The organism is Flavobacterium sp. 38-13 (genome assembly GCF_001899155.1).
GTDB classification, from domain to species: Bacteria; Bacteroidota; Bacteroidia; order Flavobacteriales; family Flavobacteriaceae; genus Flavobacterium; species Flavobacterium lindanitolerans.
On record NZ_MKVG01000005.1, the window covers coordinates 47,526 to 72,305 of the forward strand.

The 24,780-nt window shown below is 39.8% G+C and carries 16 protein-coding genes and 1 pseudogene; 9 read left to right on the plus strand and 8 right to left on the minus strand.

The annotated features are described in order from the left end of the window. Positions 1–53: 53 nt before the first annotated feature. The 5 genes from BGO88_RS01980 to BGO88_RS02000 all read right to left on the minus strand — a co-directional run bounded on the left by BGO88_RS01980 (position 54) and on the right by BGO88_RS02000 (position 10,538). Positions 54–233 carry a hypothetical protein gene (locus BGO88_RS01980; RefSeq protein WP_056073817.1) on the minus strand — a complete coding sequence of 60 codons (180 nt, stop codon included), beginning with the start codon at positions 231–233 and terminating at the stop codon, positions 54–56. Between the two features lie 14 nt (positions 234–247). After that, positions 248–448, minus strand: a complete 201-nt coding sequence (locus BGO88_RS01985; RefSeq protein ID WP_056073815.1) for a hypothetical protein — start codon at positions 446–448, stop codon at positions 248–250. A gap of 155 nt (positions 449–603) precedes the next feature. Further along, positions 604–2,538 (minus strand): OmpA family protein, encoded by a 1,935-nt coding sequence (locus BGO88_RS01990; RefSeq protein ID WP_286705763.1) that lies wholly within the window; start codon positions 2,536–2,538, stop codon positions 604–606. Between the two features lie 11 nt (positions 2,539–2,549). Next, positions 2,550–3,476, minus strand: coding sequence for a PorP/SprF family type IX secretion system membrane protein (locus BGO88_RS01995; protein WP_101472421.1), 927 nt, complete (start codon positions 3,474–3,476; stop codon positions 2,550–2,552). Between the two features lie 36 nt (positions 3,477–3,512). After that, positions 3,513–10,538 carry an Ig-like domain-containing protein gene (locus tag BGO88_RS02000; protein WP_286705764.1) on the minus strand — a complete coding sequence of 2,342 codons (7,026 nt, stop codon included), beginning with the start codon at positions 10,536–10,538 and terminating at the stop codon, positions 3,513–3,515. 412 nt (positions 10,539–10,950) lie between these two features. Here BGO88_RS02000 and BGO88_RS02005 point away from each other — a divergent pair, with 412 nt between their 5' ends. From BGO88_RS02005 to BGO88_RS02020, 4 genes are all read left to right on the plus strand, one after another. Continuing rightward, positions 10,951–11,664, plus strand: a complete 714-nt coding sequence (locus BGO88_RS02005; protein ID WP_162239720.1) for a LexA family transcriptional regulator — start codon at positions 10,951–10,953, stop codon at positions 11,662–11,664. Between the two features lie 173 nt (positions 11,665–11,837). Continuing rightward, a complete protein-coding gene (locus tag BGO88_RS02010) occupies positions 11,838–12,275 on the plus strand; it encodes a hypothetical protein (protein WP_143395040.1) in 438 nt (145 codons plus the stop codon). 117 nt (positions 12,276–12,392) lie between these two features. Continuing rightward, positions 12,393–12,836, plus strand: a complete 444-nt coding sequence (locus tag BGO88_RS02015; RefSeq protein WP_286705765.1) for a response regulator — start codon at positions 12,393–12,395, stop codon at positions 12,834–12,836. Positions 12,837–12,953: 117 nt separating this feature from the next. Continuing rightward, on the plus strand, positions 12,954–13,463 hold the full coding sequence (locus BGO88_RS02020; protein ID WP_056073802.1) for a hypothetical protein: 510 nt from the start codon (positions 12,954–12,956) through the stop codon (positions 13,461–13,463). Positions 13,464–13,467: 4 nt separating this feature from the next. Here BGO88_RS02020 and BGO88_RS02025 read toward each other — a convergent pair whose 3' ends face one another. Beyond that, a complete protein-coding gene (locus BGO88_RS02025; RefSeq protein ID WP_286705766.1) occupies positions 13,468–14,379 on the minus strand; it encodes a phytanoyl-CoA dioxygenase family protein in 912 nt (303 codons plus the stop codon). 275 nt (positions 14,380–14,654) lie between these two features. Between BGO88_RS02025 and BGO88_RS02030 the strand changes: the two genes are divergently transcribed. Further along, positions 14,655–15,071 (plus strand): hypothetical protein, encoded by a 417-nt coding sequence (locus BGO88_RS02030; protein WP_286705767.1) that lies wholly within the window; start codon positions 14,655–14,657, stop codon positions 15,069–15,071. An 18-nt stretch (positions 15,072–15,089) separates the two neighbouring features. After that, positions 15,090–15,656 (plus strand): hypothetical protein, encoded by a 567-nt coding sequence (locus BGO88_RS02035; protein ID WP_056073796.1) that lies wholly within the window; start codon positions 15,090–15,092, stop codon positions 15,654–15,656. A gap of 80 nt (positions 15,657–15,736) precedes the next feature. On the opposite strand, the gene BGO88_RS02040 is transcribed toward BGO88_RS02035, so the two are convergent. After that, a complete protein-coding gene (locus BGO88_RS02040; RefSeq protein WP_286705768.1) occupies positions 15,737–16,609 on the minus strand; it encodes a cation diffusion facilitator family transporter in 873 nt (290 codons plus the stop codon). A 184-nt stretch (positions 16,610–16,793) separates the two neighbouring features. Between BGO88_RS02040 and BGO88_RS02045 the strand changes: the two genes are divergently transcribed. Beyond that, entirely contained in the window at positions 16,794–17,432 is a 639-nt protein-coding gene (locus BGO88_RS02045) for a response regulator (RefSeq protein ID WP_056073792.1), read from the plus strand. On the opposite strand, the gene BGO88_RS02050 is transcribed toward BGO88_RS02045, so the two are convergent. Beyond that, positions 17,429–20,428, minus strand: coding sequence for a ligand-binding sensor domain-containing protein (locus BGO88_RS02050; protein WP_286705769.1), 3,000 nt, complete (start codon positions 20,426–20,428; stop codon positions 17,429–17,431). The genes BGO88_RS02045 and BGO88_RS02050 overlap by 4 nt on opposite strands. Positions 20,429–20,689: 261 nt before the next feature. Between BGO88_RS02050 and BGO88_RS02055 the strand changes: the two genes are divergently transcribed. Together BGO88_RS02055 and BGO88_RS02060 are read left to right on the plus strand one after the other, a co-directional pair. Next, positions 20,690–21,421: an aquaporin gene (locus BGO88_RS02055; protein WP_286705770.1), complete on the plus strand. Its 732-nt coding sequence runs from the start codon at positions 20,690–20,692 to the stop codon at positions 21,419–21,421. Positions 21,422–21,688: 267 nt separating this feature from the next. Beyond that, positions 21,689–24,780: pseudogene (locus BGO88_RS02060) on the plus strand (hypothetical protein); the annotation flags it as partial.

Sequence of the window (24,780 nt, forward strand, 5' to 3'; positions counted from 1 at the left end):
CCCCAAAATTAAATAATTGATTGTTTAATCAATTACCTGTAAGGTTTGCAATATTAGAAGTCATCATCATCCGGATAGCCTTCAGGCAAACCTTCATTGCTGTCTGTCAGGCAAACCATTGGTGGCTTGAAAAATCCTAAAAGCCAATCCGGCAATTTGGATTTCAAGTTAATGGTACCATTGTCAGACCCAAGATTTAAATGGTGGCTGTCTTTGTTTTGATTATCTTCCATGATTTCTTTGATTATTAAGGCATAGGTGTTTTTGTTGTATCAGCAGGAACTGTGGTTGTATCCGGCATGGCTGGTGCTGTTGGTTCCTCAACGGTAGTAGTATCTACCATGTCAACATCTACATTATTTTCTGTCGTTTTTTCTTTGCAGGAAGTAATGAAGCCTAACAGGATGACTGATGTTCCTAAAAATAATTTGCTCGCTAAACTTTTCATAATCCGTTTTTTAAGGTTTCTATATCTCAAATTTCTTCCTTTTATCAGGAAAATGTATTATAGAATTAACAGAAAAAGTTATATGATGTGTTTAAAATGAGAAAGGACTGCTTTTTTACGGCAGTCCTAACGCAATCAAGATTCCCCAAAAAAATCTACTTTTCAATAACGATAAAGTCGGAGCGTCTGTTGGCCAGGTGCTCGGCCTCGGTGCATTTCACACCGTTTTTGCATTTATTTGTCAATCGGCTTTCACCATATCCAATCGCACTTTCGATTCTGGACGGGTCAATTCCTTTTGACAATATATAGGTTTGTGTTGATTTTGCTCTGGCATCAGAGAGTTTCATGTTGTAGGCATCTTTTCCTCTGGAGTCCGTATGCGATTCAATCTTGATTTTAATTTTCGGAAATTTAGACATGGCAAAGACCACTTTATCCAGTTCAGCAGCAGCCTGTGGCGTGATGTCGGATTTGTCGTAGTCAAAGAAAATAGGGTTGATATCTATTTTTTCCTTGTTGCCATCAACAATAACAATGTCATCATATTTGGTCAGTTCAAAATTAACATCCTTAATTTCGGCACCATTGACTTTTTTGCTTTCGATTTCCTTTTCTTCGGTACTATGCCCCGTTTTTGAGGCCGTAACCTTGACTTTCATATTGCACGGCACGGTTAATTTGTAAGTCCCATCTGCAGCAGTAGTCGTTTCGGCAATCTTATCGCCAAACAGGTCTGAAACTTTTACACTGGCATCACCAATAACAGACTTGCTTTTTGAATTGATTACTTTTCCTGTAATCATTTGGTTGCAAGGCGCTTTTTCTTTTGTGAAATAGTAAATGTCGTCATCGCCTTTTCCCTGCGCACGGTTTGAAGAAAAATAGCCATAGGTGTCTTTCGGGTCTACGATATAAGCAAAGTCATCGTTGTTACTGTTGATAGGAGCACCTAAATTTCGGGGTTCTGAAAAAGTACGGTCTTCTTTAAAACGGCTTTCGTAAATGTCAAGTCCACCCCAGCCAAAATGGCCATCGGAAGCAAAGTACAGCATGCCATTTGTAAAGGAAGGAAACATATCATTACCAACGGTGTTGATTTCCGGTCCCAGATTTTTTGGTGGGCCAATAGTTCCGTCATCGGCAATTTGGCAAACATATAGGTCTGAACCGCCATAACCACCCGGCATATCGGAAGCAAAGAAAAGCCATTTTCCATCTTCACTTATGGCAGGATGTCCAACAGAATATTTTTTACTGTTGAAGAAAATATCCTGCGGAGCGTTCAATTTACCATCACTAATTGTACCTTTTACAATCTTGAAATTGTTGGTGCCTTCCTCGTCATTGACAAGTTTCTTTTTCCGAACAATATTCGTGGAGTAGTATACCGTTTTAAGGTCGGGTGCAAAAGCCACCGTAGCCTCATGGTATTTTGTCATGGCATTAGGAAGAAACAGCGTTTCGTTGAATAAACTGCCATTAGCCGTATTTCTTTCTGCCACATACAGGTTCAGGAAAGGTTGCTTGTTCCAATTATACAGTTTTTCCTTGAATTTTGTTGTATCCTTGCTTGAAGAATACACAATTTTATCTCCGAAAAATGCAGTTCCGAAATCGGATTTATCCGTATTGATTTCCAGGTTTCGGATGGTATACAAAGGCTTTTCTTTAGCCAGGCTATCCATCTGCTTTTTTAAACGGTTATAGCTTGCAATCCTTTTCTGGTCGCCTTTTCCGGCCAGATATTCTTTGGTCACTTTATCGGCTTTCTCATAATCTAAAACACCTTTTAGAGACTCTATATACCGCAGCATATACTGGTCCGGCATACTTGTGCCTTGTATGTCGTATAGCTTTTGATACCATTTTAAGGCATTGCGTTTGTCATCGATATAATAAAAGGAGTCTCCGGCATTTTTGAGTGCCTGTGTTGACGGCGACTTTTCTTTTTCAAGATATTCTTCATAAGCTTTTGAAGCATCTACATAAGAAAATTCCTTGAAAAGCTTGTTGGCCTTTTTTAATTTGCTTTGTCCGTTTACCGAAGCAATGCTAAGGCACAGGAGTAGTAGGAATATATTTTTCATGAGCTTATTTTTTAGAAGAATCGTTGTGATTTGATTTGACTTGTTTTTCTGGACAATTGATAGCGCAGGATGATTTCATGGGAACCGTCGTTATATTTGTTAAGGTCGGTTGTGGTGTAATCATAAGAGTACCCCACGAAAAAGTCTTTTGAAATCTGGAAACCAAGTAATGCGCTTACAGAATCATCCCAGCGGTATCCGGCACCCAAGGTGAATTTTTCCTGAATCAGGAAATTAGCCGAAACGTCTACCGAGATTGGTGCTCCGCTGACCCCTTTTGCCAAAACTGCCGGCTTGAATTTGAAATTGTCTGAAAAATTAAACACATAACCTCCTATCAAATAGTAATGAAGTCTTTCGATTTGTATGGATTCCTGTATGTCATCATAATAATCGCCTTTGATAAAGCTTGGAACCGAAGCGCCAATATACCAGTTGTCTGAATACAGATAGGCACCTGCACCAATTGATGGCGTTATCTTATTATTGATATTGCTGTTTAATAACACATCAGAACCATCATAGAATCTTCCTTTTGACCAGTCTACATTCAGAACCCTTGCTCCGGCTTTTATTCCCAAAGCCAATCGGGTATTATAGCTAAACATTAGGGTGTAGGAGAAGTTTCCATCAAGATAGATTTCATTGGAAGGGCCAAGGTTGTCATTAACTGCCGTAAAACCCAAACCAATTTTGTCATTTGTCAACGGACTGTGGAGTGTGAACGCCTGTGTAGAAGGAGCGCCATCTATTCCTACCCATTGCGAGCGATGCAACAGGACCGCTTCAAGCGTTCCTGTTGAACCCGCATAACCAGGGTTTATTGTCAGAGGATTATACATATACTGCGTATATCCAGGGTCTTGTTGTGCATTTGCTTTTATCGAAATCAGGATAAAAAGAAATACTAAGCTGATTTTGTATATAGTGATTTTCATACTCTTGCTGTTTTAAATTGAAATTATCCTGTGGAATTAGCGAATCAGATAAATCCATCCGCTTTTTGTTCCAGTTCCATCACCTAAATCAAGAATGTAGTAATAGGTTCCTGTTGGAAGTTTTTTGTCTTCGTTGATAGGAGAGTTGACATTCGCAGTTCCGTCCCAGGTATTATGGTAGCCTCTGGTCTTATAGACTTCAACACCGTAGCGGTTGTGAATCTGCAACGTGTTGTTAGGATAATTCTCAATACAGTCAATTCGGAATAAATCGTTGTCACCGTCATTATTCGGACTGAACTCATTGTATACAATCAGACAAATAGGTTCGATAGAAATAGATGCTATATTATTTTCTGTATTCGAATCTATAGGAGTAGATGAGGTTATTGTTACCGTATTTACATAACTTCCGGTCGATAGTATCTTAACAGTAATCTGTAAGGTAGCCGTTTGTCCGGAAGCCAAAGTTGGAATAGTCCAGACACCGGATGTATTGGAATAGGTTCCGGTTGAAGCATTGGAGCTCACATACTGGAAGCCGCTTTGTAATGGCTCGTTGATTATAAGGTCTGTGAACTGGCTTTGTCCGTTATTGCTTACGGTTATCGTGAATATGATATTCTCATCAATACTAGGCTTGAGATTGCTGGCAGTCTTGCTGATTGTTATATCGGAGCAGACATTGACAGCAATATCTCTGGTAGCAAAATTATCACTGGAACAGCCGGTAGTGTTTGTAAAGGTAACGCTAATGTTTCCGGTGCCTACGGTGTTCCAGGTAACGGTCGCAAAATTGTCTGATGTCTGGCCGCCACCTGTAATTGTACCGCCAACTACGTCCCATACATAGTCTGTCATTCCGGCTGCAGTAGTGTAGGTTACGGTTTCAGAAGAACAGGCCTGGTTGCCACCTCCGGTAATCACTGCCTGACCGTCTGTCAGGAATTGTACTGTAATAGCCAGTCTTGTTGCGCTTTGACAGGTGCCGTCACTTAGAGCAACATAGTAGATTCCTGCTGCTAAAGGTGTTGTTGTGGCTAATGCTGTTCCTCCTTCAGGCGTATTGTAGAACACTACATTGGTTTCATTCACCTGAAGGTCTGCAATTGTTGGGCCATCTGCCTGACAGAATCTTTGGGTAGTATTAGCCGTTGTAGGTGTATTCGGGTTGTTTATAGTGACCGTAATGGCTAATCTGTTGATGCTTTCACAAACTCCGTCAGTAGCTGAAGCATAATAAATACCATTTGTTAATGCTGCTGTTGGTGCTAATGCTGTGCCTCCGTTTGGTGCATTGTAGAAAATGACATTTGCTCCGTTTACCTGAATGTTACTGACTGTCGGGTTGTTTGACAAACAGAAACTTTGAGTTCCATTATTGGTTGTTGGAGTAGAAGGATTACCTATTGTTACGGTAATCGCCAGTCTCGCTTCGCTTTCACAAATTCCGTTGAACAGGGAAGCATAATAAACACCGGCTGTTAATACACTGGTTGTCGCAATAACATTGCCTCCGGTTGGAGCATCATAAAATACAACTCCTGCTTCGTTCACCTGTATATTGGCAACGGTAGGATTGTTTGACAGACAGAAGTTTTGCGTTGTACTGTTTGTTGTAGGTATTCCTACTACTGTTATACTTACCGTAATTTGCAAACGCGTAACGCTTTCACAACCTGTTGCATCTCTCAGGCTCGCATAATAGGTTCCGTTTGTCAAAGCTTCAGTAGGTGCAAGTGGCGTACCACCTGTAGGCAAAGTATAGAATACTACGTTTGGCTCATTTACCTGAAGATTAGCGACTGTCGGGTTTTGCGCACTACAAAATTCCTGAGTATCATCATTAGTAGTTGGAGTAGCAGGGTTGCTAATTGTCACTGTAATTGCAAGTCTGGTAGCACTTTCACAATCGCCTACCTGGAGTGCTGCATAATAAATTCCTGCAACCAGTGGTGTTGTTGGAGCAAGAAGGTTGCCTCCTGTTGGCGCATCATAAAATACGACATTGGTTTCATTAACATCAATGTCTGCAACAGTAGGATTGTTTGCCTGGCAGAAATTCTGGGTTGGGAATTTGGTTATAGGAGTATTCGGGTTGGAAACCGTTACTGTAATAGCCAAACGTGTTTCGCTATGGCAAACGCCATTCACCAGCGAAGCATAATAAATTCCACTGGTTAGCGGAGCCGTTGGAGCATATTGGCTTCCTCCTGTAGGAGCGTTATAGAAAACCACATTGGTTTCGTTAACCTGTATGCTCATAATTGTTGGCCGGTCTTCCAGACAGAATTCCTGTGTATTGTCATTTGTTGTTGGCGTACCCACAACCGTAATATTTACTGTAATAGCAAGACGTGTTACACTTTCACAACCTGTCGGGTCCACCAGGCTGGCATAATAGGTTCCATTTGCTAAAGCTTCTGTTGGCGCTAAAGGCGTACCGCCATTAGGAGAGCTGTAGAAAACTACATTGGTTTCGTTTACATCCAAATCAGCTACAGTAGGACTGTCGCCCTGGCAGAAGTTTTGTGTTGTTGCAGCTGTTGTTGGCGTTCCCGGGTCAGTAATGGTTACTGTAATTGCCAATCTGTTTTCGCTTTCGCAGGTTCCGTCTAAAATAGCGGCAAAATATATTCCCGGTGTTAAAGGTGTAGTAGAAGGCAACAGGTTTCCGTTTACTGCGGCATCATAAAAAACAACATTAGTTTCGTTGACCTGTATTGATGCTATCGTAGGGTTGTCGAGCTCGCAGAAATTTTGTGTAGGATTAGCTGTTGTTGGTGTTGGCGGATTCCCTATCGTAACTGTAATGGCTAGTCTGGTATCGCTTTCGCAACTTCCGTCAATTTGTGCAGCATAATAAATTCCGGCTGTAAGCGGAGTTGTTGCAAGAAGCGGAACACCTCCTAATGGAAGACTGTAAAACACAACATTAGCTTCGTTCACCTGCAAATCGGCAACCGTTGGATTGTTAGTGCTACAGAAGTTTTGTGTAGCATTATTTGTTGTTGGTGCAGGAGGATTGCCCACTGTCACCGTAACCGCTTTAAGATTGCCGGCCGTATTCAGACAGGTAGTGTCGCTGGTAATCGCAATATAATAGGTGTAAGGACTTCCGGCAGTAACAAGACCGGTTATAGAAAGCGTTCCGTTGGCTCCAAGCGCATAAGTGATACCGCCAATAGTACCATTAGTAATTGGCTGTGTCGTATCGTTCGTAAGGTAATAAGTGAACTGCGGATTTGCCAAAGTACTTGTAGGATTTAGCGTTACAGTGCTGTTAAGACAGACCGTTTTGTTGTCTATTACCACATCTCCCGCTGTTGAAGGAGGCAGGATAGTGAAAGTAACCTGCTTTCTGTCTGCCAGAGCAGTCTGGCAATATTCATCAGAGCTAACCCCAACAAAATAGGTATAGGTTCCCGGTGTAAGTCCTGTCAAGGCAAGACTGGAATTGGTTTCTGACGGAATTAAAGTTTGTGTGGTACCGTCTAACTTATACCAGTAATAAACAGGATTAGAAAGTGTCATAGTCGAGTTCAGAACAGCGCTCAGGACTACATTTCCGGTTGTGGTACAAAACGAAGCCGAATTTCCTCCGTTAATCTGAACAGAAGCGATAGCATCTGCCGGAGCTGTTTGTGTTACCGTAACACTAACTCTTCCGCGGGCTAAGAACTCACATCCAAATCGAACCGGTTGTACATAATAAACATGTATTCCGGCTGACAGGTTGTTGGGAAGCGTGAAGGAATTTCCGGTAGAAACTACATTTCCTCCAACTTTTGCATCATACCATATAAAGGAAGTACAGGCTACAGAATCTTCTTCCAGTCTGATTGTTTCTCCCTGACAGGCTTCGACGGCATTGTTTTCATCTCCGCCTTCGATTTTTGTGTTGGCAACCCTTTCGATAGTATGGATTCGCAATTGGTCCAGTACGTTGGCAACTCCTCCAAAACGGATTCTGATTCTGTCGAATGAATGTTGAGGTACAACTGTAAGGATGGCTCCCTGGTCATCCGGAAGCAATTGCAGATTAAGCAGTACGCTGGTATTGCTAATAGCCGGACCTGCCATAGCTTCGTTTAGCATTGGCTGGATGGTAATACCGGCAAGAAGGTTCAGGTTTAATAATGAACCCGGTCTTGAAATTCTTATTTTTAAAGTATCACCCACTACAGAAGGAGTGCGGAAAACGGTGGTGAGTTCTGCAGCAGCTAAAACCCCTACGCTGCTAATCATAGTGGCAAAGGAAGTTTCGCTATTGTCAATGGCATTGCGTGGGGTAGTTACACCTACTAAAGAAGTAGCGGCCCCAACTCCCAGGTCAATTGCTCCGTATAATACGTCTTCAGCATCGCCGGATTGGCAGGCAATTTGAGTTGCCGGGGTTTTATAATAAGCTTCATAAACTTTTGCGCTTTGTGCTACACTAAGCAGTGAGGTGATTTCAATACGGACACCGTCATAGGCTTGCGGACCAGCATTGTTTGCCGGAACGAAAGTATATTCAAAGTTGTTTTGTCCGGACAGCAGGTTTAATAATGACCCTGAAACCGGTTGAAGCGTTCCTACATCTACAGGTGTTCCGGAACCGTTTCTTTTTGTTCCAACAACCGAAAAGCCGCCTGCTAAAGTAACTCCGCTGTATTCAGACCCCAATTTTAAGGTGACAGGAGTTCCCGCAGCAATAGTTTCGCTCCATTCCAAAATCTGAGAAGTTGTTCCTATGCCCAACAGTCCAATTCCGGTGGTAATAGTAGAGAAAGTCTGGATATTACCGTCAACAGCGCTTCCTGCATTAACTACGCCTCCTGTTAATATCGTATTCCAACGTTGTGAGTTGGCGTACTTTCTTTCTGACAGCGGAGGACATTCGTTAGGGTCTAATACCGTTATGGTAACTGAACCGCTTACAGAGCAGGTTCCGTTAGTTGCAATAGCCGTAAAAGTATAAGTGCCTGCTGCTGTGAAAGGACCGGCAACGTTTGACGGTAGGGCCGTTCCGTTAGGAGCATACCAGGTAATGGTTCCTGTAGAAACAGCATCTAAAGTAACGGTGTTGCCTATTTGTGTAACCAAAGCCGTATTGGTAATAGACAGGTTGGGTTGCGGATTTACAGTTACTGCTACAGGAAGTATATCTGACGAGCAGGTGTTATTGGCTCCCTGTGCCTGTATGTAATAGGTTCCGCTTGTGGTAATATTTGATGCTGCTTCTGCCGTAATAGGATTGTTGGAAGCATCAAAGAAAACATAGGTAGTGGTAGGGTTGAGGTTTAGGATGGCATCGGCAAGGTTAACAGAGCCGCATCCTGATATTGCAGGCAATATTTGCAGGTTAAGAATACTGGAAACGTTTACCGTAACTTCGTTCAGATTATTAACGGCATTTTCGCAAATACCTTCAGAAGTAAGAGATATAAAATAGGAGTAGGGTGAATTGGCCTCACTTAATCCTGTGATAGTAAGCGCTCCTGTAGCCGGATTTTTGACATAGGTTGCTCCGGCATGTCCGGCAAATCCGGTAGTGATTTCCTGTGTTTTGTTCTGGTCAGTATAATATCGGATTAGTGCGCCTCCGATTGTTGTAGTCGGAGTAAGGACAATATTTCCCTGACAGGCGGTAAGTGTACTCTGTATGTTGATATCGGCAGCAGTTGGCAGGCTGATAACCTTTACAGGAACAGCTACTCTTCGCGATTCTTCTGTACAGCCTATTTTTGCGGCAGCTACATAAAAAATAGTATTGGCACTTAATTGTGCTGTTTGAAATGGCGCACCGGATGCAACAGTTGCTAAAATAGGGCCACCTGTTGGAGTATTGTACCATCGGATTTCATTACCGGCAGCGGTATTCGCAATCAGCGAAGCGGTGCTTCCTGAACATACTACAGCATTTAAAGTAGCCGGGTCTGTTATGGTAGGCATTTTAGGAACGCGAACAATATCATAAAGGTCAAGACGCTGTGTCAGCTGCAAATTGAGCAGGGAAGTATAGCGGACTGTAATTCTATCGGCTGGTGCATTTGGGGAAAAAGGGATAGTAGCGACTTGATTTCCTTGCAGCAATGTCAGTAAATCCAGATTTAATAAAGAACTCAGAGACCTGGAATCTACAATTGCAGGGCCATTATACGCAATAATCTGGATATTGTTCGCGACACCTAAAGCTAATAAAGACGGGTCGACTTTTAACCTGATGTCGAACTCGTCTGTGGTTTGTGAGAGGCCGTCAAAATAAACGGTTTGTTCTATTGATGCTGCTACGCCTAAAACGCCCAAACTCAATCGGGAAAAACTGTTAGGGTCAGAATCCAATACATTTTTTGGGTTGGTTACTCCGGCACCGCCAAGATTCAAAAGGTCCAGGCTGATGCCCTGTCCACTATAAGAAGTATAGGAAGCATAGCCACAATCATCCGGGTCTGAAATATAAAAAGCATCAAAGACACCCAGTTGTTTTGTGTTGAATAATCCCAAAAGACTTCCTATCCTGTTTCTCAAACGGATTCTGTTATAGGATTGGGCAGGAGTTATGGCAACAAAATAATCGCCTGTTTCATCGGTTACAATTCGAAGCCTTTCCGTTGCGAATTCGCCTATGTCCTGGCTATCGCCCTGCAAAAGGACGTTATTTCCGTCTTTTGCCTGAACGGTAAATTCTTGATTTCCAATAAGCACGGCTCCTAATACATTCGAAAGCAAACCTCCAAGACTTCCTCCCAATAAAGCAGGAAGGAGATTTTCGTCTGTCTGAATCTTAATATACGAAGTAGTATTGGCCGGTAATGGCGTTGGATATTCGAGTTCGATATAACCTGAATAAGCGCCGATACCTAAAGCTAGTCCTGAACTTGCCCGTACGTTTGCTTTAGTAGCAAGGTTACCGTCGACGGCATTGGCAGAAAGGTCGGTATTGCTTTCGCCCGAAATTACGGTAGCATAAACTCTTGTGGATTGCGCACTGAGAGGATTATGGTAAAAAAGCAATAAGATTAAGATTGGGGAGTATAGGAAATAATACGCCCTTTGAAAAGTAAAATTAATTTTCATAAGCAACTGCGTTTAGTTAATAGATAGATTTGGGAACCTTTATTTTAACGGGAAATTAATAGTTTTTTAAGCCTTTTTCTTACATATGTATTGTAATTGGGTAATTATGAATAATTTATACTATGTTTTTAGTGGTATTTTTAGAAAAAGTATATATTTGTTTCGAATTGTTATTGATTTTAAATCCGTAATAATTCGCAAAAAACCCAAATTTCCAGAACCCGCCCTCATAGATTCATTCTGTGATATGACTTTATGCTTGGTGTTTAAAAAATACCACGTACTTGTGAATATTTTTTAAAAAAATGCTTTTTGAAATTGGTTGTGCAGACAATTTCCTAAAGTGGATTTTTTAACGGATTTCATGAATTTAATTTTATCCTTGGATAAAGTTACAACACATTTTGCGAATATGCAAGAAAATAAATCACAAAACGCGATTAGCGTTATTAGTAGATTGAAGAAAGCGCTGAAAATCAAGACAGATATCGAATTATCTGAATTTTTGAACATTAAGCCAAATACGATTTCTACTTGGAAAAAAAGAGATAGTGTAGATTTTGATTCTATAATCACAATTTGCGAGCTTTATGAGCTTGATTTGAATGAAATATTCTTAAATAAGAAAAAAGCGGGAGCCTATACCAACCACACTCCGTTGATTTCAAGAGAAGTTCAGTTTCAATATGCCAAAGGAAATGACAATGCCAGTTTACTTGATATTCTTCCAAAGTACAGTTTTCCTTTTATTAGTGCAGATGAATCCAGAGTATTTCAGGTGGTTAGCAATAACATGTTTCCTGTAATAGATGAGAATTCATTTGTGGTTTGCGAAAAAATTGACATTGACCGGATTGAAAATGATTCTATCATTGTTTTTGTAAGCCATGAAAAAGGCCTGTTCATCAATCGGGTGGCAAAAAGTACCTATGATGATAACATTTTTGTATTGAGCAATGAAAATGATTTTTATTCCAGTTCTAAATTGAACGTTTCTGAAATTTCAGAAGCATGGGTTGTGCGTGGTGTCTTGTCGTACGACATAAATAATGCCAACCGATTCAAATTTATAAACGAAAGCATCAAAAAGATTAATAAGTTTCTTGACGATGCGAAAGTCAAGTAATAACTATGCAATAAAAAGGATTCTTTCCTTAATTTATTAGAGAATCCTTTTTATGGCGCACTTGAAAATATCGCGTTTTATCATAATTCTGTGGAATAAGATAAATCCACCTTATAATTGTGTAACATTTTCAGAAATAATATAAATAATTTTGTCTCATATCTATGGGAGTTGTGAAATTAGTTTGTTTCTTATTGTTGCTCATCTGCGCCAAAGGCCTGTCACAGACTTTTGGTAAATCGCCTATTTCCATATATCCGGCTCCACTAAGCGAAAAGGATATGATGTACTATAAATGGTACAATCATCCCGAAGAAGAAAATATTTATATCATTAATTTCGAAAGAAATATTGATGGATTTACTACAGCCTTCAAAGAAGTAAGGCGATTACTTGCAGAAAATAATCTCAAATTTGAAGAAACAATAAGTAATCTGTCATCTTTCCATCCCGACCTGGATTCTGAACACAGTTATGAAGAATTGCATAGCTCTGTTAAGGATGAAAAATCAAAAATTTTCATGACATGGAATTCAGGAAAAGACTTCCTTACACTCTTTTTAAAACATGATATTTACATGTTAATCTTAGGTAATAAGAAAGCGGAATAATGCGCATGCCCGGTTCTTAGGGTGCATCTTTTTTAAGATTGCATTGGGGAGAACAAAATTTTAGCCACATCCTGCATGTTAAGCCATTATGTTTAATCTAATACCTAATTATTTAATATGGGTACATCTATGTATATTTTCTTGGTTGATGACGACCAGGATGACCGTGAATTGTTTGAAGAAGTAATAAAGGGAATCGATGATTCTATTGATTTGCTAATGTTTAAGAATGCCCTGGAATTGATGGAGTATCTTAATAGAGAAGATATTTCCCTTCCACAAATTATATTTCTCGATTTGAATATGCCACTTATTTCCGGAACGGAAAGCCTGAAACAGATAAGGTCGAATCCACGGTTTATGGACATATCGATAGCGATTTATTCAACGTCTTCTTTAGAAAAAGATATTGAAGAAACGTTTGTCAACGGAGCTAATATTTATATCACAAAGCCCAATGATTTTTCAATATTGAAAAAGACCATAAAAAACGTCCTCAATATCAACTGGCAATACTTTGGGTCCGGCATGGACAGGAAAAATTTTTTCTATCATGTCTGACAAAAAAGAAAGTTTTTTAAACCCGTAAGAAAAAATAATTTTTGTTCAAAATAAGTTGCGGATGTGAAAAAGTGATGTTCTTTTTGCAATATCTTTGTACTATTCAACAGCAACGTTATGAAAATAATTCTGTCATCTGCCGTATTTTTTGTGTGTACCATCAGCTTGGCGCAGGATGTGGCTTTTATCAGTTCTATTTCAAAAACAGATAAAGGAAATGCCCGACAGGCTTCTGATAAAATTGCTTCGCTGACTACACTTTCGTATCGTTTTTACAAGGTTATGGAGCAGGCATCTGATTCTACCTATACGATTATTTATGCTCCGGCTGCTCTTTCTGATGCAGACCTTGAAAGCAAAAGCGAGTGGGATGAATGTCTGTATGTCGATTTCAAACTGGAGAATAAAGAAGTTTCAAAAACCCTCAAATTTCAATCCATCAGAGGAAAATATCTCGACATATTTCCGGCATGGAAAAAATATTTCAAGCAAAAGGCTCATATCGAATATACGATTACTGACCCGACCACACGCGAAATAGTTGATGCCAATCATGGCTATCGCTTCATACTTAAAGAAGGTGAAAATGCCAGGATTCCGAGATGGAGCATTATCAACAAATCCTAATGCCCTAAATCCATTCCGAAGCAGATTGATAATCATTCGGAAAATAGGTAAGATATTGCACCATTCTTGGTGTTTTGCCCCGATTGGCAGTAGCGCAATGGGGTAATGTATTTTGCCAGATAATAAAATCGCCGGCATTGCCTGTAACTGGCATTGCTGTTAAGGCTTCGGGCGCCTTTTCTCTTGGATGTTCGTCTGGCTGCAGTTTTTCCAACCAGGAATTGATTTCTTTATGAAAACCCGGAACACAATGAAACGCGCCATCATCCGGACCACAATCGGTTAAGTAAAGCAATCCCTGCAATCCATAAGGAATAGGTGTTTTCAGGCTCACGTCCCAGTGTAGCGGACTGCCCATAAATTTAAAGTTTTCGGTTTCCGGAGGATTAAAACTCACTTTGTCTATAGTGGGATAAATCTTATCAGTTTTATAAAGCTGTACATAGGCCTTGTAAATCCGTTCAGAAAGCCGGTTTCTGTTTAGGGTTTGATGGTTTGAGAAGTTAACCATCAGTCCTTTTTGTTCCGCATGCCTCTCATACCAGGTGTCCTTTTTTTCGGGATTCATTCCAAGAAATTCCCAGATGGCATTTTCTGTCGCTTTACACTCTTCTTTTGAAATAACTTCTTTTAGAATGACATATCCGTTTTTGTCCCAAAATTCAAGGTCTTGTTTAGAGAGCACTTCTTCAAATTCTACCGAAATCACAGAATCTTTTCTGTTGGCCTTTATCCAGGACTTAAAACTTCCAAAATCAGGCTTTTCAAAATAGAGGAATTGCAGCGTGTCTTCCATACTGATTCCCAATCGGTACAATACTTCAATCTCCTTATCCCAGGAACTGGCATCGGTAGTTCTGCCGGTATTGGACTCCATTGTCCGTTTCCAAAGTTTTTCAAGATAAGTCCAGGGCATGGTTTTGAGATTAAGGTTGTTTTCCAAAAATAAAGAATAATCGTACACCCAAATAAAAAAACAAAAAATTAACCTTCGTTACGGAAAACCGTAAGGAAGCGCTTTTTGCACTCATTATATTTGAAAATGAGCCGGCGATGTTTCCAGTAACCTGTTTAAATAGAGCTTACGGAAGCTCCGTACCTTATTTCTCACTACCACTAAGAACGGGAAGAGGTTTGTAAAGCAAGAGAATAATTGCCGTGCCCGGAAATAATTTAATGACCTATTTATTTATGGCTAAGATTCCCCAATCTGCTCTTGCATGCATAGTGTTATTGTTTTTTGCTTTTTCTGGTTGTGAAGAAGATAAGGAGATTGTGACCTACAGTAATCTTGATGTCTCTCATATAAAAGATTTCCAATATATTCCTAAGGATTCCGTAATCTGCCGATTAATCTCACAGCATCAGGATTTTCATACAACACAGATTGAAAGTTTTGAATCTCATTATGATGTTATTGGCTTTGATAAAGAAGGGAACGAATTAACGGGTTATGCAGATGTTGAAAAAGGAGAACGATACGGCAAAGGTATTATTGAAGATGAAACGGGCAGAGAGATTGAGATTGATGTGGAATGGATGGGTGACGGAAAGCTAAAAGCGAAAGACGGACAAGGAAATATATGGGAACTCACAATTGAAGAATAATAGTTTAAAAAGAAAAATATGATAATCAAAAAAGAAGACCTAAAAGAAAGGAAGGACTTTAGCCTTGAAGAACACAGCCCTTTTATGATTTTGGATACAAAACATTTTCAATATTTTAGCGATATAGAAAAATTTGGCTACGCAGTTGAAGTACTCAATGTGGTTAATTCCATTACATGGATTAATAAGATGTACAGAGATTTAAAATCCGACCTTCATATCGAAACCGAAATTTTTTATGAAATTATTGACTGTATTCTGAATTCCAAACGTTTTAGTGACCAGCAGTTGGAAAGGTATTATTTAGCACAGCAAAAGCTGGAGCAATTTTCCAGTATTACACACAAGCTGACAGATACAGACAATAATTTTGATGTGCCTTTTACTGTTGATTTTATTATTTTGGGAGCCAACCAGGAGCAATATGAAAACCTAAGCGATGATAGAAGAAACGAATTGCATGATGAATATGCGGCATTGTTTTGCCAGGTCAGGTCAGGGGAAATCGAAATTGAAGATTTTCTGTTACAGGTAAAAGCATTGATTTTTAGTATGGATGAATTAGAACTGGAAAACAGTATTTAACTTTACCATCAATAAAAAGCTATAACTCTCGGAACCAACCCGGGAGTTTTTTTATGGTTGAAATAAACTGAAAATTTAATTTAACTGTTCGGTTCGATATGAATCAGGATGTGCCCTAATTGAGGTATTTCTCTGTGTAAGGTATCAATTAACTGATGTGCCAGGTCGTGGCCTTCCTTAACCGTTATATTAGCATCAACAATGGCATGAAGGTCAACATGGTATTTCATTCCTGCTTTTCGGACATAGCATTTTTCAGTTCCGATAATTCCTGCTGATGTCAAAGAAACTTTTCTGATTTCTTCTACCAGGTCATCATACAGGTGTTCATCCATAATTTCACCGAGAGCGGGTCTGAAAATCAGGTAGCTGTTGTAAAGTATGAATCCTGAAGCCAGAAGAGCGGCCCAGTCATCAGCAGATTCATAACCCTTTCCAAAAAATAAAGCAATTGAAATACCGATAAAGGCAGCTACAGAAGTAATGGCATCGCTCCTGTGATGCCAGGCATCCGCTTTTAGGGATGAGCTGTTGGTTTCCTTGCTTTTTTTCATGACAAGGCGAAAGGAAATTTCTTTCCATACAATAATAGCTCCAAGGACAATTAAGGTGTAAGGTTTTGGAAGTGCATGCGGTGTCCCGATGTTCAGTATGCTTTCATAAGCTATGATAGTAGCAGAAGTTATAAGGAACCCCACAACAAGAAACGTAATCAGCGGTTCCGCCCTTCCATGTCCGTAAGGATGGTTCTCATCGGCCGGACGGCTGGAATATTTTAATCCGAATAAAACCAAGGCCGAAGAAAAAATATCTGTAGTAGACTCAATAGCATCGGCAATTAATGCATACGAATTACCAAAATATCCTGCTGCTCCTTTTATTAAAGCCAATGCAGTATTTCCTAAGATGCTGAAATAGGTGGTTTTAATTGCCGTTTCAGTGTGTGTGTTCATCGGATGGGATTGGGTGGGATGTGCTGTTTATTTTGTTGCAAGATACTTCAGGTTGACGAGAGTTTGCATATAAAACCTATTTTTTTATAAACCATTTTTATTTAGGAAAATTTTGATAAGTTATCTTGTAAGATTTGTCAATCAATGAAATAATCGTATTTTTGATTTGCAAATATACCCCTAAATGGCAACAGAGTTGAAAAAAATACTACTGGCTGACGACCACAGTGTAGTCCGTCACGGAATTTCATTGATTTTGAAAGAATCTTTCAATGGAATTACGGTTGAGCACGCCGAAAGTTTTACGTCTGTATTGAACCTGCTAAAAACCAGTGTTCCCGATTTATTATTTTTAGATATCAATCTTCCGGGAGGCAACAGTACCAAAATGATTGAAAAAATCAGGCTGTCCTATCCAGACCTGAAAGTTTTGATGTTTTCTGCCTATGATGAAGAGCAATATGCCCTTCGGTATATCCATGCCGGTGCCAATGGTTTCCTGAACAAACACAGTTCAGAAAGCGAGATTATCAATGCGGTACAGTCGGTTATGGAAACCGGAAAATATATCAGTGCCACAGTCAAAGAGAAAATTCTGGAAAATGTACTGCATAAAACTCCTATCAATCCGTTGGAAAGCCTTTCTGACCGTGAAATTGAAGTAGCCGGACTTTTGGCAAGGGGAGAAGGCAATCTGGAAATAGCCAACCAGTTGAATATTCAAATGACTACAGTTAGTACTTACAAAAACAGGATTTTTGAAAAGTTAAGAATTAACAATGTAGTCAGTCTGGTAGAAATCCTTAAGATTTACGAAAACTAGCTGCTTTTTTCTTCCTGCAGCCAGATGGTTATTTCAGTTCCTAGTTGGACCGTACTTTCAATATTCATACTGCCGTTTAAGATAATTAAGAGCTCGGCCACCATTGGTAATCCCATACCTATTTTTCGGACACCTTCCTGTGTTTTATTGTTTTTAGAGGTATTGTAAAAATCTACAAGTTCGGGCGACATCCCTTTTCCCGTATCTTTTATCCGGATAAAAATATTTTCATCTCTTTTACCGGAAGTAAGCACAATCTTGCCGTTAAAGGTATTTTTAATGGCATTGTCGAGCAGGTTATGGATAATAATTGACAACAGCAGCTTGTTGGTTGATAGTACGAGAGTAGTGTCAATTTTATTGATTATATCTGTTTTTTGAGAAGAGGCAATATTTAAAAAGATGGTTGTTTTTTCTTCCGCAAGAGTATAAAGACTGTAAGGTTCGGAAGAGTTTTCCTGTTTGCTCACTTTCGTGTATTCCAAAAGATTGTCAACAAAATGATAAAGCTGGAAAGAAGAAGTGTAAATAGACTTTAAATCTTCTTCCACTACTTTTATATTGTTACTGTTCTGATAGGCATGCTTGCCGGTTAATGCCAAAAAGCGGAGCGGACTCTTGATGTCGTGCGTAATCGTTCGGATTAGTTTTTTGTGGTTGATAATCTCCTCGCTAAGTTTTTCTTTAGTGTTTCTTAGCGTACTGATGGTATTGCGTAATTGGAAAGTCTGTTCCGCAATCTTTTTTTCCAAAAGCACATTTTTTCTCCTGATGTAGCGGATTCTCATTTTGATGGTATAAAAAATAAGGGTCAAACCGCATAAAACCATCAGGATATTGAACCAGATAGTTTGGTAGAAAGCCGGCGGGATAATTATGGTGAGCGTTTTGTGTTTATAATTAGAGTCAAAACCGGTGAGTTTTCGCGCTGTAAGATAATAAGTTCCATGTGGGAGTGAGGTATAAGAAATCTCATCGCCTTTCAAAGAAGTCCATTTTTGAGAAATAGGTCCCTGTAAGCGGATTTCAATATTCAGGTTGTTTGGGTTTCCGTAATACGGACTGTTGATGAATAGCCTTACCCTTCCAAAATTATTTTTCAAAAGCAAGGTGTCATTGTTGATTTCCTGTGTCCGGTTGTCAACTTCGGCTTCCTGAAAATAGATTTCATTATCAGGAAGAAGCAGTTTTATTTTTTCAGGAAAGAATAATACATTGCCTCGCATTGATGGAAATGTGAGGGCGTTGTTTCCTAATTTCAGACCACATGGCTGGCAGCCTCCGTTAAATTCGTTGGTGTAAAATCCGTCTGATTTGTCATAATACTGATAGTAAACATTATCTGTTTTTCCCTTGGAATAATTCAACAGGTTTTTCTTTGAAGCCTGAAAAAGCCCTTTGTTTGTGGAAATCCATAAATAACCATTCTGGTCTTCAATAATGCAATGAGATGAAAGCAGATACCTGTTTTTGTCAATAGGGAAATGGGTTGTTTTTTTGGTGTACGGATTGTAAAGGAAAAACCCTTTTTCATAGGTAGTTACCCATATTTCGTTTGGGTTTTCAATATAGATGCTCCTTACATAAGTATTGGAGATTTTCTTGATATTTTCAACCTTTTTTTCCTGGAAATAAATTTTATGGAAGCCCAAATGCGAACCTGTCCACAAGATATTATCTTCAATTTGAAGCATATAAGTAGGATGAAAAGGAACCACCATATAAAGTTTAAAACTCGGTTTTGATAGTCCGGTATCTTCCAGTCTGAAAAGCTTTCCGGCGGGAGCACCGTTTGTGGCTGTTCCGGCCAGAATTTCTCCTTTTAGTGTTTCAAAAAGCAGAATGACCCGGTCTTCAAAAAACCAGGTATCGGAAGTCGTAAAGTTGGTACTTTTATTAAGTCGGTAAATTCTGTTGTCCTGTTTGGTCCAGAGGTCGCCGTTACGGTCTTTGAGAAGGATGTAATTGTCATTCTCCTTGGTGAAGAAACGTTGTTTCTGCACGCCCGATGAGCTGAATATTTCTCCGGTTGTAGAGAGAAAACTATCATTTCCATGAGGAATCTGGGCATAATATACTCCGTTTTTATTATTGCCAATAATGCTGTTGAATTTCTTTTTCTTGACAATCAGCAGTCCGTCGGTGCTGCTTCCCAAATACAAGATGTCATTCGGGACATCATAGTAATACGAAATAATATTGTTTTTAGAAATATTAAAATCCTTTAGCAGGACTTTCAGGATTAATTTATCCTGGTTCTTTTCCAGCAGATATACCGTATTGTTAAAAGTAATGAAGGTTTGTTGTGCTACAGTATTTGGAAATACGGTAAATCCTGTAGCTGGCAATCCTTCGATAGCGGTGAGGAAAATTTTCCCGTTTTCGAACCGCACAAACTTTCCGTTTTTATGAGAATAAAGAGTATTGTTGAGTAAGAAGAACTCCGTATTGTCAGGGTCATACTCATATTCTATTTCCCAAAGTTTCTTATTGTTTTTTGTGTAGGCAGCCAGGGTCCCGTTTTCCAGGCTGAAATAGCTATTGTCTGTTTTGTAAATCTTATGAACGTAAACTCTTTTGCCTTTGTGGAGGTGGTTGGTCAGGCGGAAAGATTCCGGGATTTTATGTTTTGGAATAACAGAAGGTCTGTTGTTTTTTATGAGTATCAGATCTGTAAAGTCGCTCAACGCATAAATACTGTCGGTAGAAACTGTTCCTCTGAAATAGCTTATCCTGTTCGTTCCCAGTCCTTTTAGATTTTCAATATTGAAAACTTTGAACTTACTGCCATCATAGCGCACCAATCCGTTTTCTGTTGAAAGCCATAAAAAACCATATTTGTCCTGGATGATTGACTTGACACTGTTTTGTGGAAGGCTGTTATCATCTGCAGAATGCCATATGATGTCATACTCCCGGTTTTCTTGTTGTGAAAAAAGGGTAGAGATGCTGAAAAATACAGCAAACAACAGGTATAGTGGTTTAGAAAATGGCATTTTTAGCAGATGGAAATCAGTGGCTTAATCAGCGCTATCCGATAAGGGAAATCCATTGCTCAATATTACAAAGTTCAGCATGAAAAATGCCGAATGGTGTTGTAGAATTAATTCTACAATAAGTATTTATATGAGCCACAATTTTTTCCAATGTCAATATGGAATTTAGTAAATGATTTAACCCGATTAATTTTTATAGGTTTTGATTACTTGATGCAAGGGAAAGATTTCTTTCCCTTGCTATTATTCCACTAAATTTTTATGAGTTTACCAACATTTGCCTCCGGGCATAAAAAGATGTTCGCTAAAGTGCAATTAGCGAGCATTCTTGCAGAATTTGCAGGAACATTTTTATTGACTTTTTTTGTTGTAGCGGCAATGCTTATCCCATTTTTTCAAGATAATTTTTTCAATCAGCTGCTACTATGCCTCTCTATAGGTATCCTTACTTTTTTGGCTACTTTCTTTTTCTATCCTATATCAGGGTCCCATTATAATCCTGCTATTTCGGTTGGTTTTTTTATTGCCAACAGAATAGGTTTCAACCGACTTATTGCTTATACCTGTATGCATGTAGCAGGAGGGATTCTGGCAACCTTTCTGGGGTTTTATCTGTTTTCGCAAAAAGGCGGAACAATTTCCGGGATGTTCATTAAGCCGACAGTGTTGGGATACGAGGAAGGATTAATGTTATCGACAGTATGCCAAAGCGTACTGATGTTTATTATTTTATTGCTTTTTTTGGGTTTGACCTATTTGAAAAAGAGTAAGTTGTATGTGGCTTCTATTATGGCAATAACTGTTTTTATGGCCAATTTTGTCAATATGTCTATTACCAATTATCCGCTAAATCCGGCCATTACTGCTGCAGAATTGCTATTCTATGGAAATCATGGATCAATAGAAGCGTTGTCTTTATGGCTGTCGCCTTTTGCCGGAGCCGGTCTGGCGGGAATTATTTACTACATCACCTTCATCAGGCCAATTAACTAAATCCACAACCGGAAATCATAAGCCAAATTTGTAGAATTTATTCTACAAATGCTGTATGCATTGTCTACACGGCCTACGCAGTATAGTAAAGAAATTTGCACAATCGGGTTGTCCGTCAGCCAGATAGTTGTGTCTAACCATTTATTAATCAAACCAATCTGCGTATGTGTAAAAACTTTATTCTTTAAATCGCTCTTAATAAACCGTTTGCCACCACCAAAAAACTGTTTTCCCCGATTTTCAATTAAAACAATTAAAACCATAAAGATGAACAAAAACTACAGTTGTCAAGGCAGATTCTTGCCCTATCGACAGGTAAATGTCATGTTTGGGAATGCTGCATTAAGAGTAAAAAATATCTTAATGCTTGTTTTCCTTCTGACGATGGCCAGCTTCTGGAATGCAGCTTATGCAGATGGAAGTAAGGACCTTTATCCATCCGGAGTAGTGGGTAACCGTGCTTTCCTGTATAGTAATAGCTATACGGCCGGAGGAACCACCATCAATTCCTGGCCTTTTAAAACTTTAGGAACGCATTATGTCTATGCCCAGGTGGGAGAAACTATTGCGACAGGATCTAGCGCCCAAAACATTGGTAATGGACGTATCAGGTTGATAGCACCAGACGGGACTCAATTCTTGTCTGCTGCGAATACAACAGGTCAAATTCCTAACCGTGCCGGTGAATTAGCCGGACCGCAATATCCAGGACAAGGAGCCGGAGGTGACCGATACACACCTTATTCGGTCACAGTTGGTGCCGGACAGGCGGGAATCTGGAAAGTAGAATTTTTACCTTCGGGTTCTGAAACCAGCAGCTCTACACCAAGTGTTGTGGATGTTGCTGCTGATGCTAACTGGACGCAAGGAAACAATACAGAATTGATAGCTGCCTGGGATATTTCCGTAAGAAATGCAGCTAATTCCAATTGGATTTCCGGACGTGTATATTCAAACGTATTTAATTTGCACATACAGGGAAGTTCATTTCAGGCTAATAAAGCCTTCTATGGCAAATTTACTGTTTTAACACGTGACGGAATTGCCTATAGAGTAACCAATAACGGCTCGAATGGAGTTGGGTTTACTTTTTTTGTAAATAATAAAGGTTTTTTGGATGCTACTGGAAATCCTTCATACAAGAGTTTGAACCTTTCAAGTCCTTCAAGTGCTGATTTTAGAGTTCATGACCCTAGAAGTCAGGACGATGCTAATAACGTTACACATAAAATATTTTATACAACGCCTGCTGCCGATTTGCCTTCAAGTGCAACTCAGGCAGTAAGTACTACTTTAAGCGTAACAACCTGGTTAAAAAACACTGTGATTACGCCTACGGCTACAAACATCACTTATACAGGTGCAGAAGGAACCCCGAACCGTTCTGGTAACAAGGGAGCTTATATTGGTTTCGATTCTAACCTTTCAGGAACATACAGAATTGAAATACTGGGAGCTTTCCCTACCAGAACTATAACAGGAAACTGTAATATGGGGACCAATACTGTTTTTTGGGACGGACGTGACGGGGCAGGGAATACGCTGCCGGCCAATACCAATATTGGAGAAATCAGAGTACAGCTGTTTGGTGCCGAAGTCCATTTCCCTTTCATAGATATGGAAATTAATCCGGGAGGTATTATTATTGAGCAACTGAACAGCAGTTATAACCTTTATACACCAAATAGAGATTTGGTATATTGGGATGATTCAAATGTTCAGGGCGGAAACGCAAATACACAATCAAACCCTACTGCTTCCGGAATAGCTGGTATTTCAAGTAACAGCAACGGACATAAATGGGGAAGATACACGATGGGTAGTTCTGGAACAGGAAATAATGGAGATGGAGGTTCAAGTTTTGGTAACGAAAAATCATTAGATACCTGGAGTTTTGTTCCGGGAGAAGTAATTATAAAAACACTCGATATTATTGTTGCAGCGGCTGATTTGGAAGTGGTAAGCGTTACGCCTTCAACTACCACTGTAGCTGTTGGACAACAAGTCAACTATAATGTAGTAGTAAAAAATAATGGGCCAAGCGACGTGACAGGTTCAGGCTTTGCCTTTGTTGTTCCGGCCGGATTTACAATAACGGGAGTTACTTATGTAAATAGCCAGGGAACTGTTGTAGTAGTGAGCGGAGCTGTTGACCCGGTTTCGGGCAACTATATAGCTGACCTGAATATGACAAACGGTTCAGAAATCGTATTTACGATTACAGGAACTGTAGGTTCATCTTTAGCAGGACAACCTTTAAATGTGGAAGCTTCAATTATACGCCCGGCTGACGTAACAGATATTGATGCCACTCATCCTGGCACAACACCACCAACCGACCCGCATTTGGAATGTAGAAACGGAACAGCAGTTGAAAACTGTAATAATATTAAATACAACAACCTGAATGTTGCCGCTATAGCCGACCTTACAATTGTGAAAACGGCAAATGTTACAGTGCCTACAATCGGGCAATCGGTAACTTTTACAATTGCCGTGACGAACAACGGGCCAAATGCTGCTACAGGAGTAGTAGTTACAGACCAGTTGCCAACAGGTTTTACTTATGTTTCTTCAACTGTTACTGCCGGTACTTACAACAGTGGTACGGGAATCTGGACAATAGGAAACATAGCTAACGGAGTTACACGAACAATGACTGTTACTGCAACGGTAAATGCTACAGGAAACTATACGAACGTAGCTACCGTAACAGGTACAGAAAATGATCCGGTTCCGGGTGATAATACAGATGACGTAACGGTTGCTCCGGATGCAGATGCGAATTTGGAAATTGTCAAGACTGTAAACAATGCAACACCAAATGTTGGCTCACAAGTAGAATTTACTTTGGTTGTAACCAATAACGGACCGGGTAATGCAACCAACGTATTGGTAACAGACCAGCTTCCTTCAGGATATACGTATGTTTCGCATACAGCAGGACAATCCTATGCTTCCGCAACAGGACTATGGACAGTAGGGAACTTAGCTAATGGAGCAATCCAGACTTTAGTAATTACCGCTACTGTCAATGCTACCGGAAACCATACGAATACTGCTACTGTTGATGGCGATGAAAATGACCCTGATACAACAGATAACACAGATTCAACAACAACAACTCCTGTGAATGTTATCGTAGCCAATAACGACGCTACTGCAACTCCTGTAAATGGTTTGACAGGTGGCCAGGCTATTGCCAACGTAGTATTAAACGACACGTTGAACGGTTCGCCAATTACGTCAGGTACAGTAACAATTTCTACTGCTCCCGGAGCTGTTCCGGCAGGATTGTCGTTCAATACTTCAACCGGAGCGGTAAGCGTAAATGCGGGAACTCCTGCAGGAACGTATAC

Coding starts and splice junctions, on each gene's coding strand:
- BGO88_RS01980 (WP_056073817.1), bottom strand. CDS start 233: ATGGAAGATAATCAAAACAAAGACAGCCACCATTTAAATCTTGGGTCT.
- BGO88_RS01985 (WP_056073815.1), bottom strand. CDS start 448: ATGAAAAGTTTAGCGAGCAAATTATTTTTAGGAACATCAGTCATCCTG.
- BGO88_RS01990 (WP_286705763.1), bottom strand. CDS start 2,538: ATGAAAAATATATTCCTACTACTCCTGTGCCTTAGCATTGCTTCGGTA.
- BGO88_RS01995 (WP_101472421.1), bottom strand. CDS start 3,476: ATGAAAATCACTATATACAAAATCAGCTTAGTATTTCTTTTTATCCTG.
- BGO88_RS02000 (WP_286705764.1), bottom strand. CDS start 10,538: ATGAAAATTAATTTTACTTTTCAAAGGGCGTATTATTTCCTATACTCC.
- BGO88_RS02005 (WP_162239720.1), top strand. CDS start 10,951: ATGCAAGAAAATAAATCACAAAACGCGATTAGCGTTATTAGTAGATTG.
- BGO88_RS02015 (WP_286705765.1), top strand. CDS start 12,393: ATGGGTACATCTATGTATATTTTCTTGGTTGATGACGACCAGGATGAC.
- BGO88_RS02020 (WP_056073802.1), top strand. CDS start 12,954: ATGAAAATAATTCTGTCATCTGCCGTATTTTTTGTGTGTACCATCAGC.
- BGO88_RS02025 (WP_286705766.1), bottom strand. CDS start 14,379: ATGCCCTGGACTTATCTTGAAAAACTTTGGAAACGGACAATGGAGTCC.
- BGO88_RS02030 (WP_286705767.1), top strand. CDS start 14,655: ATGGCTAAGATTCCCCAATCTGCTCTTGCATGCATAGTGTTATTGTTT.
- BGO88_RS02035 (WP_056073796.1), top strand. CDS start 15,090: ATGATAATCAAAAAAGAAGACCTAAAAGAAAGGAAGGACTTTAGCCTT.
- BGO88_RS02040 (WP_286705768.1), bottom strand. CDS start 16,609: ATGAACACACACACTGAAACGGCAATTAAAACCACCTATTTCAGCATC.
- BGO88_RS02045 (WP_056073792.1), top strand. CDS start 16,794: ATGGCAACAGAGTTGAAAAAAATACTACTGGCTGACGACCACAGTGTA.
- BGO88_RS02050 (WP_286705769.1), bottom strand. CDS start 20,428: ATGCCATTTTCTAAACCACTATACCTGTTGTTTGCTGTATTTTTCAGC.
- BGO88_RS02055 (WP_286705770.1), top strand. CDS start 20,690: ATGAGTTTACCAACATTTGCCTCCGGGCATAAAAAGATGTTCGCTAAA.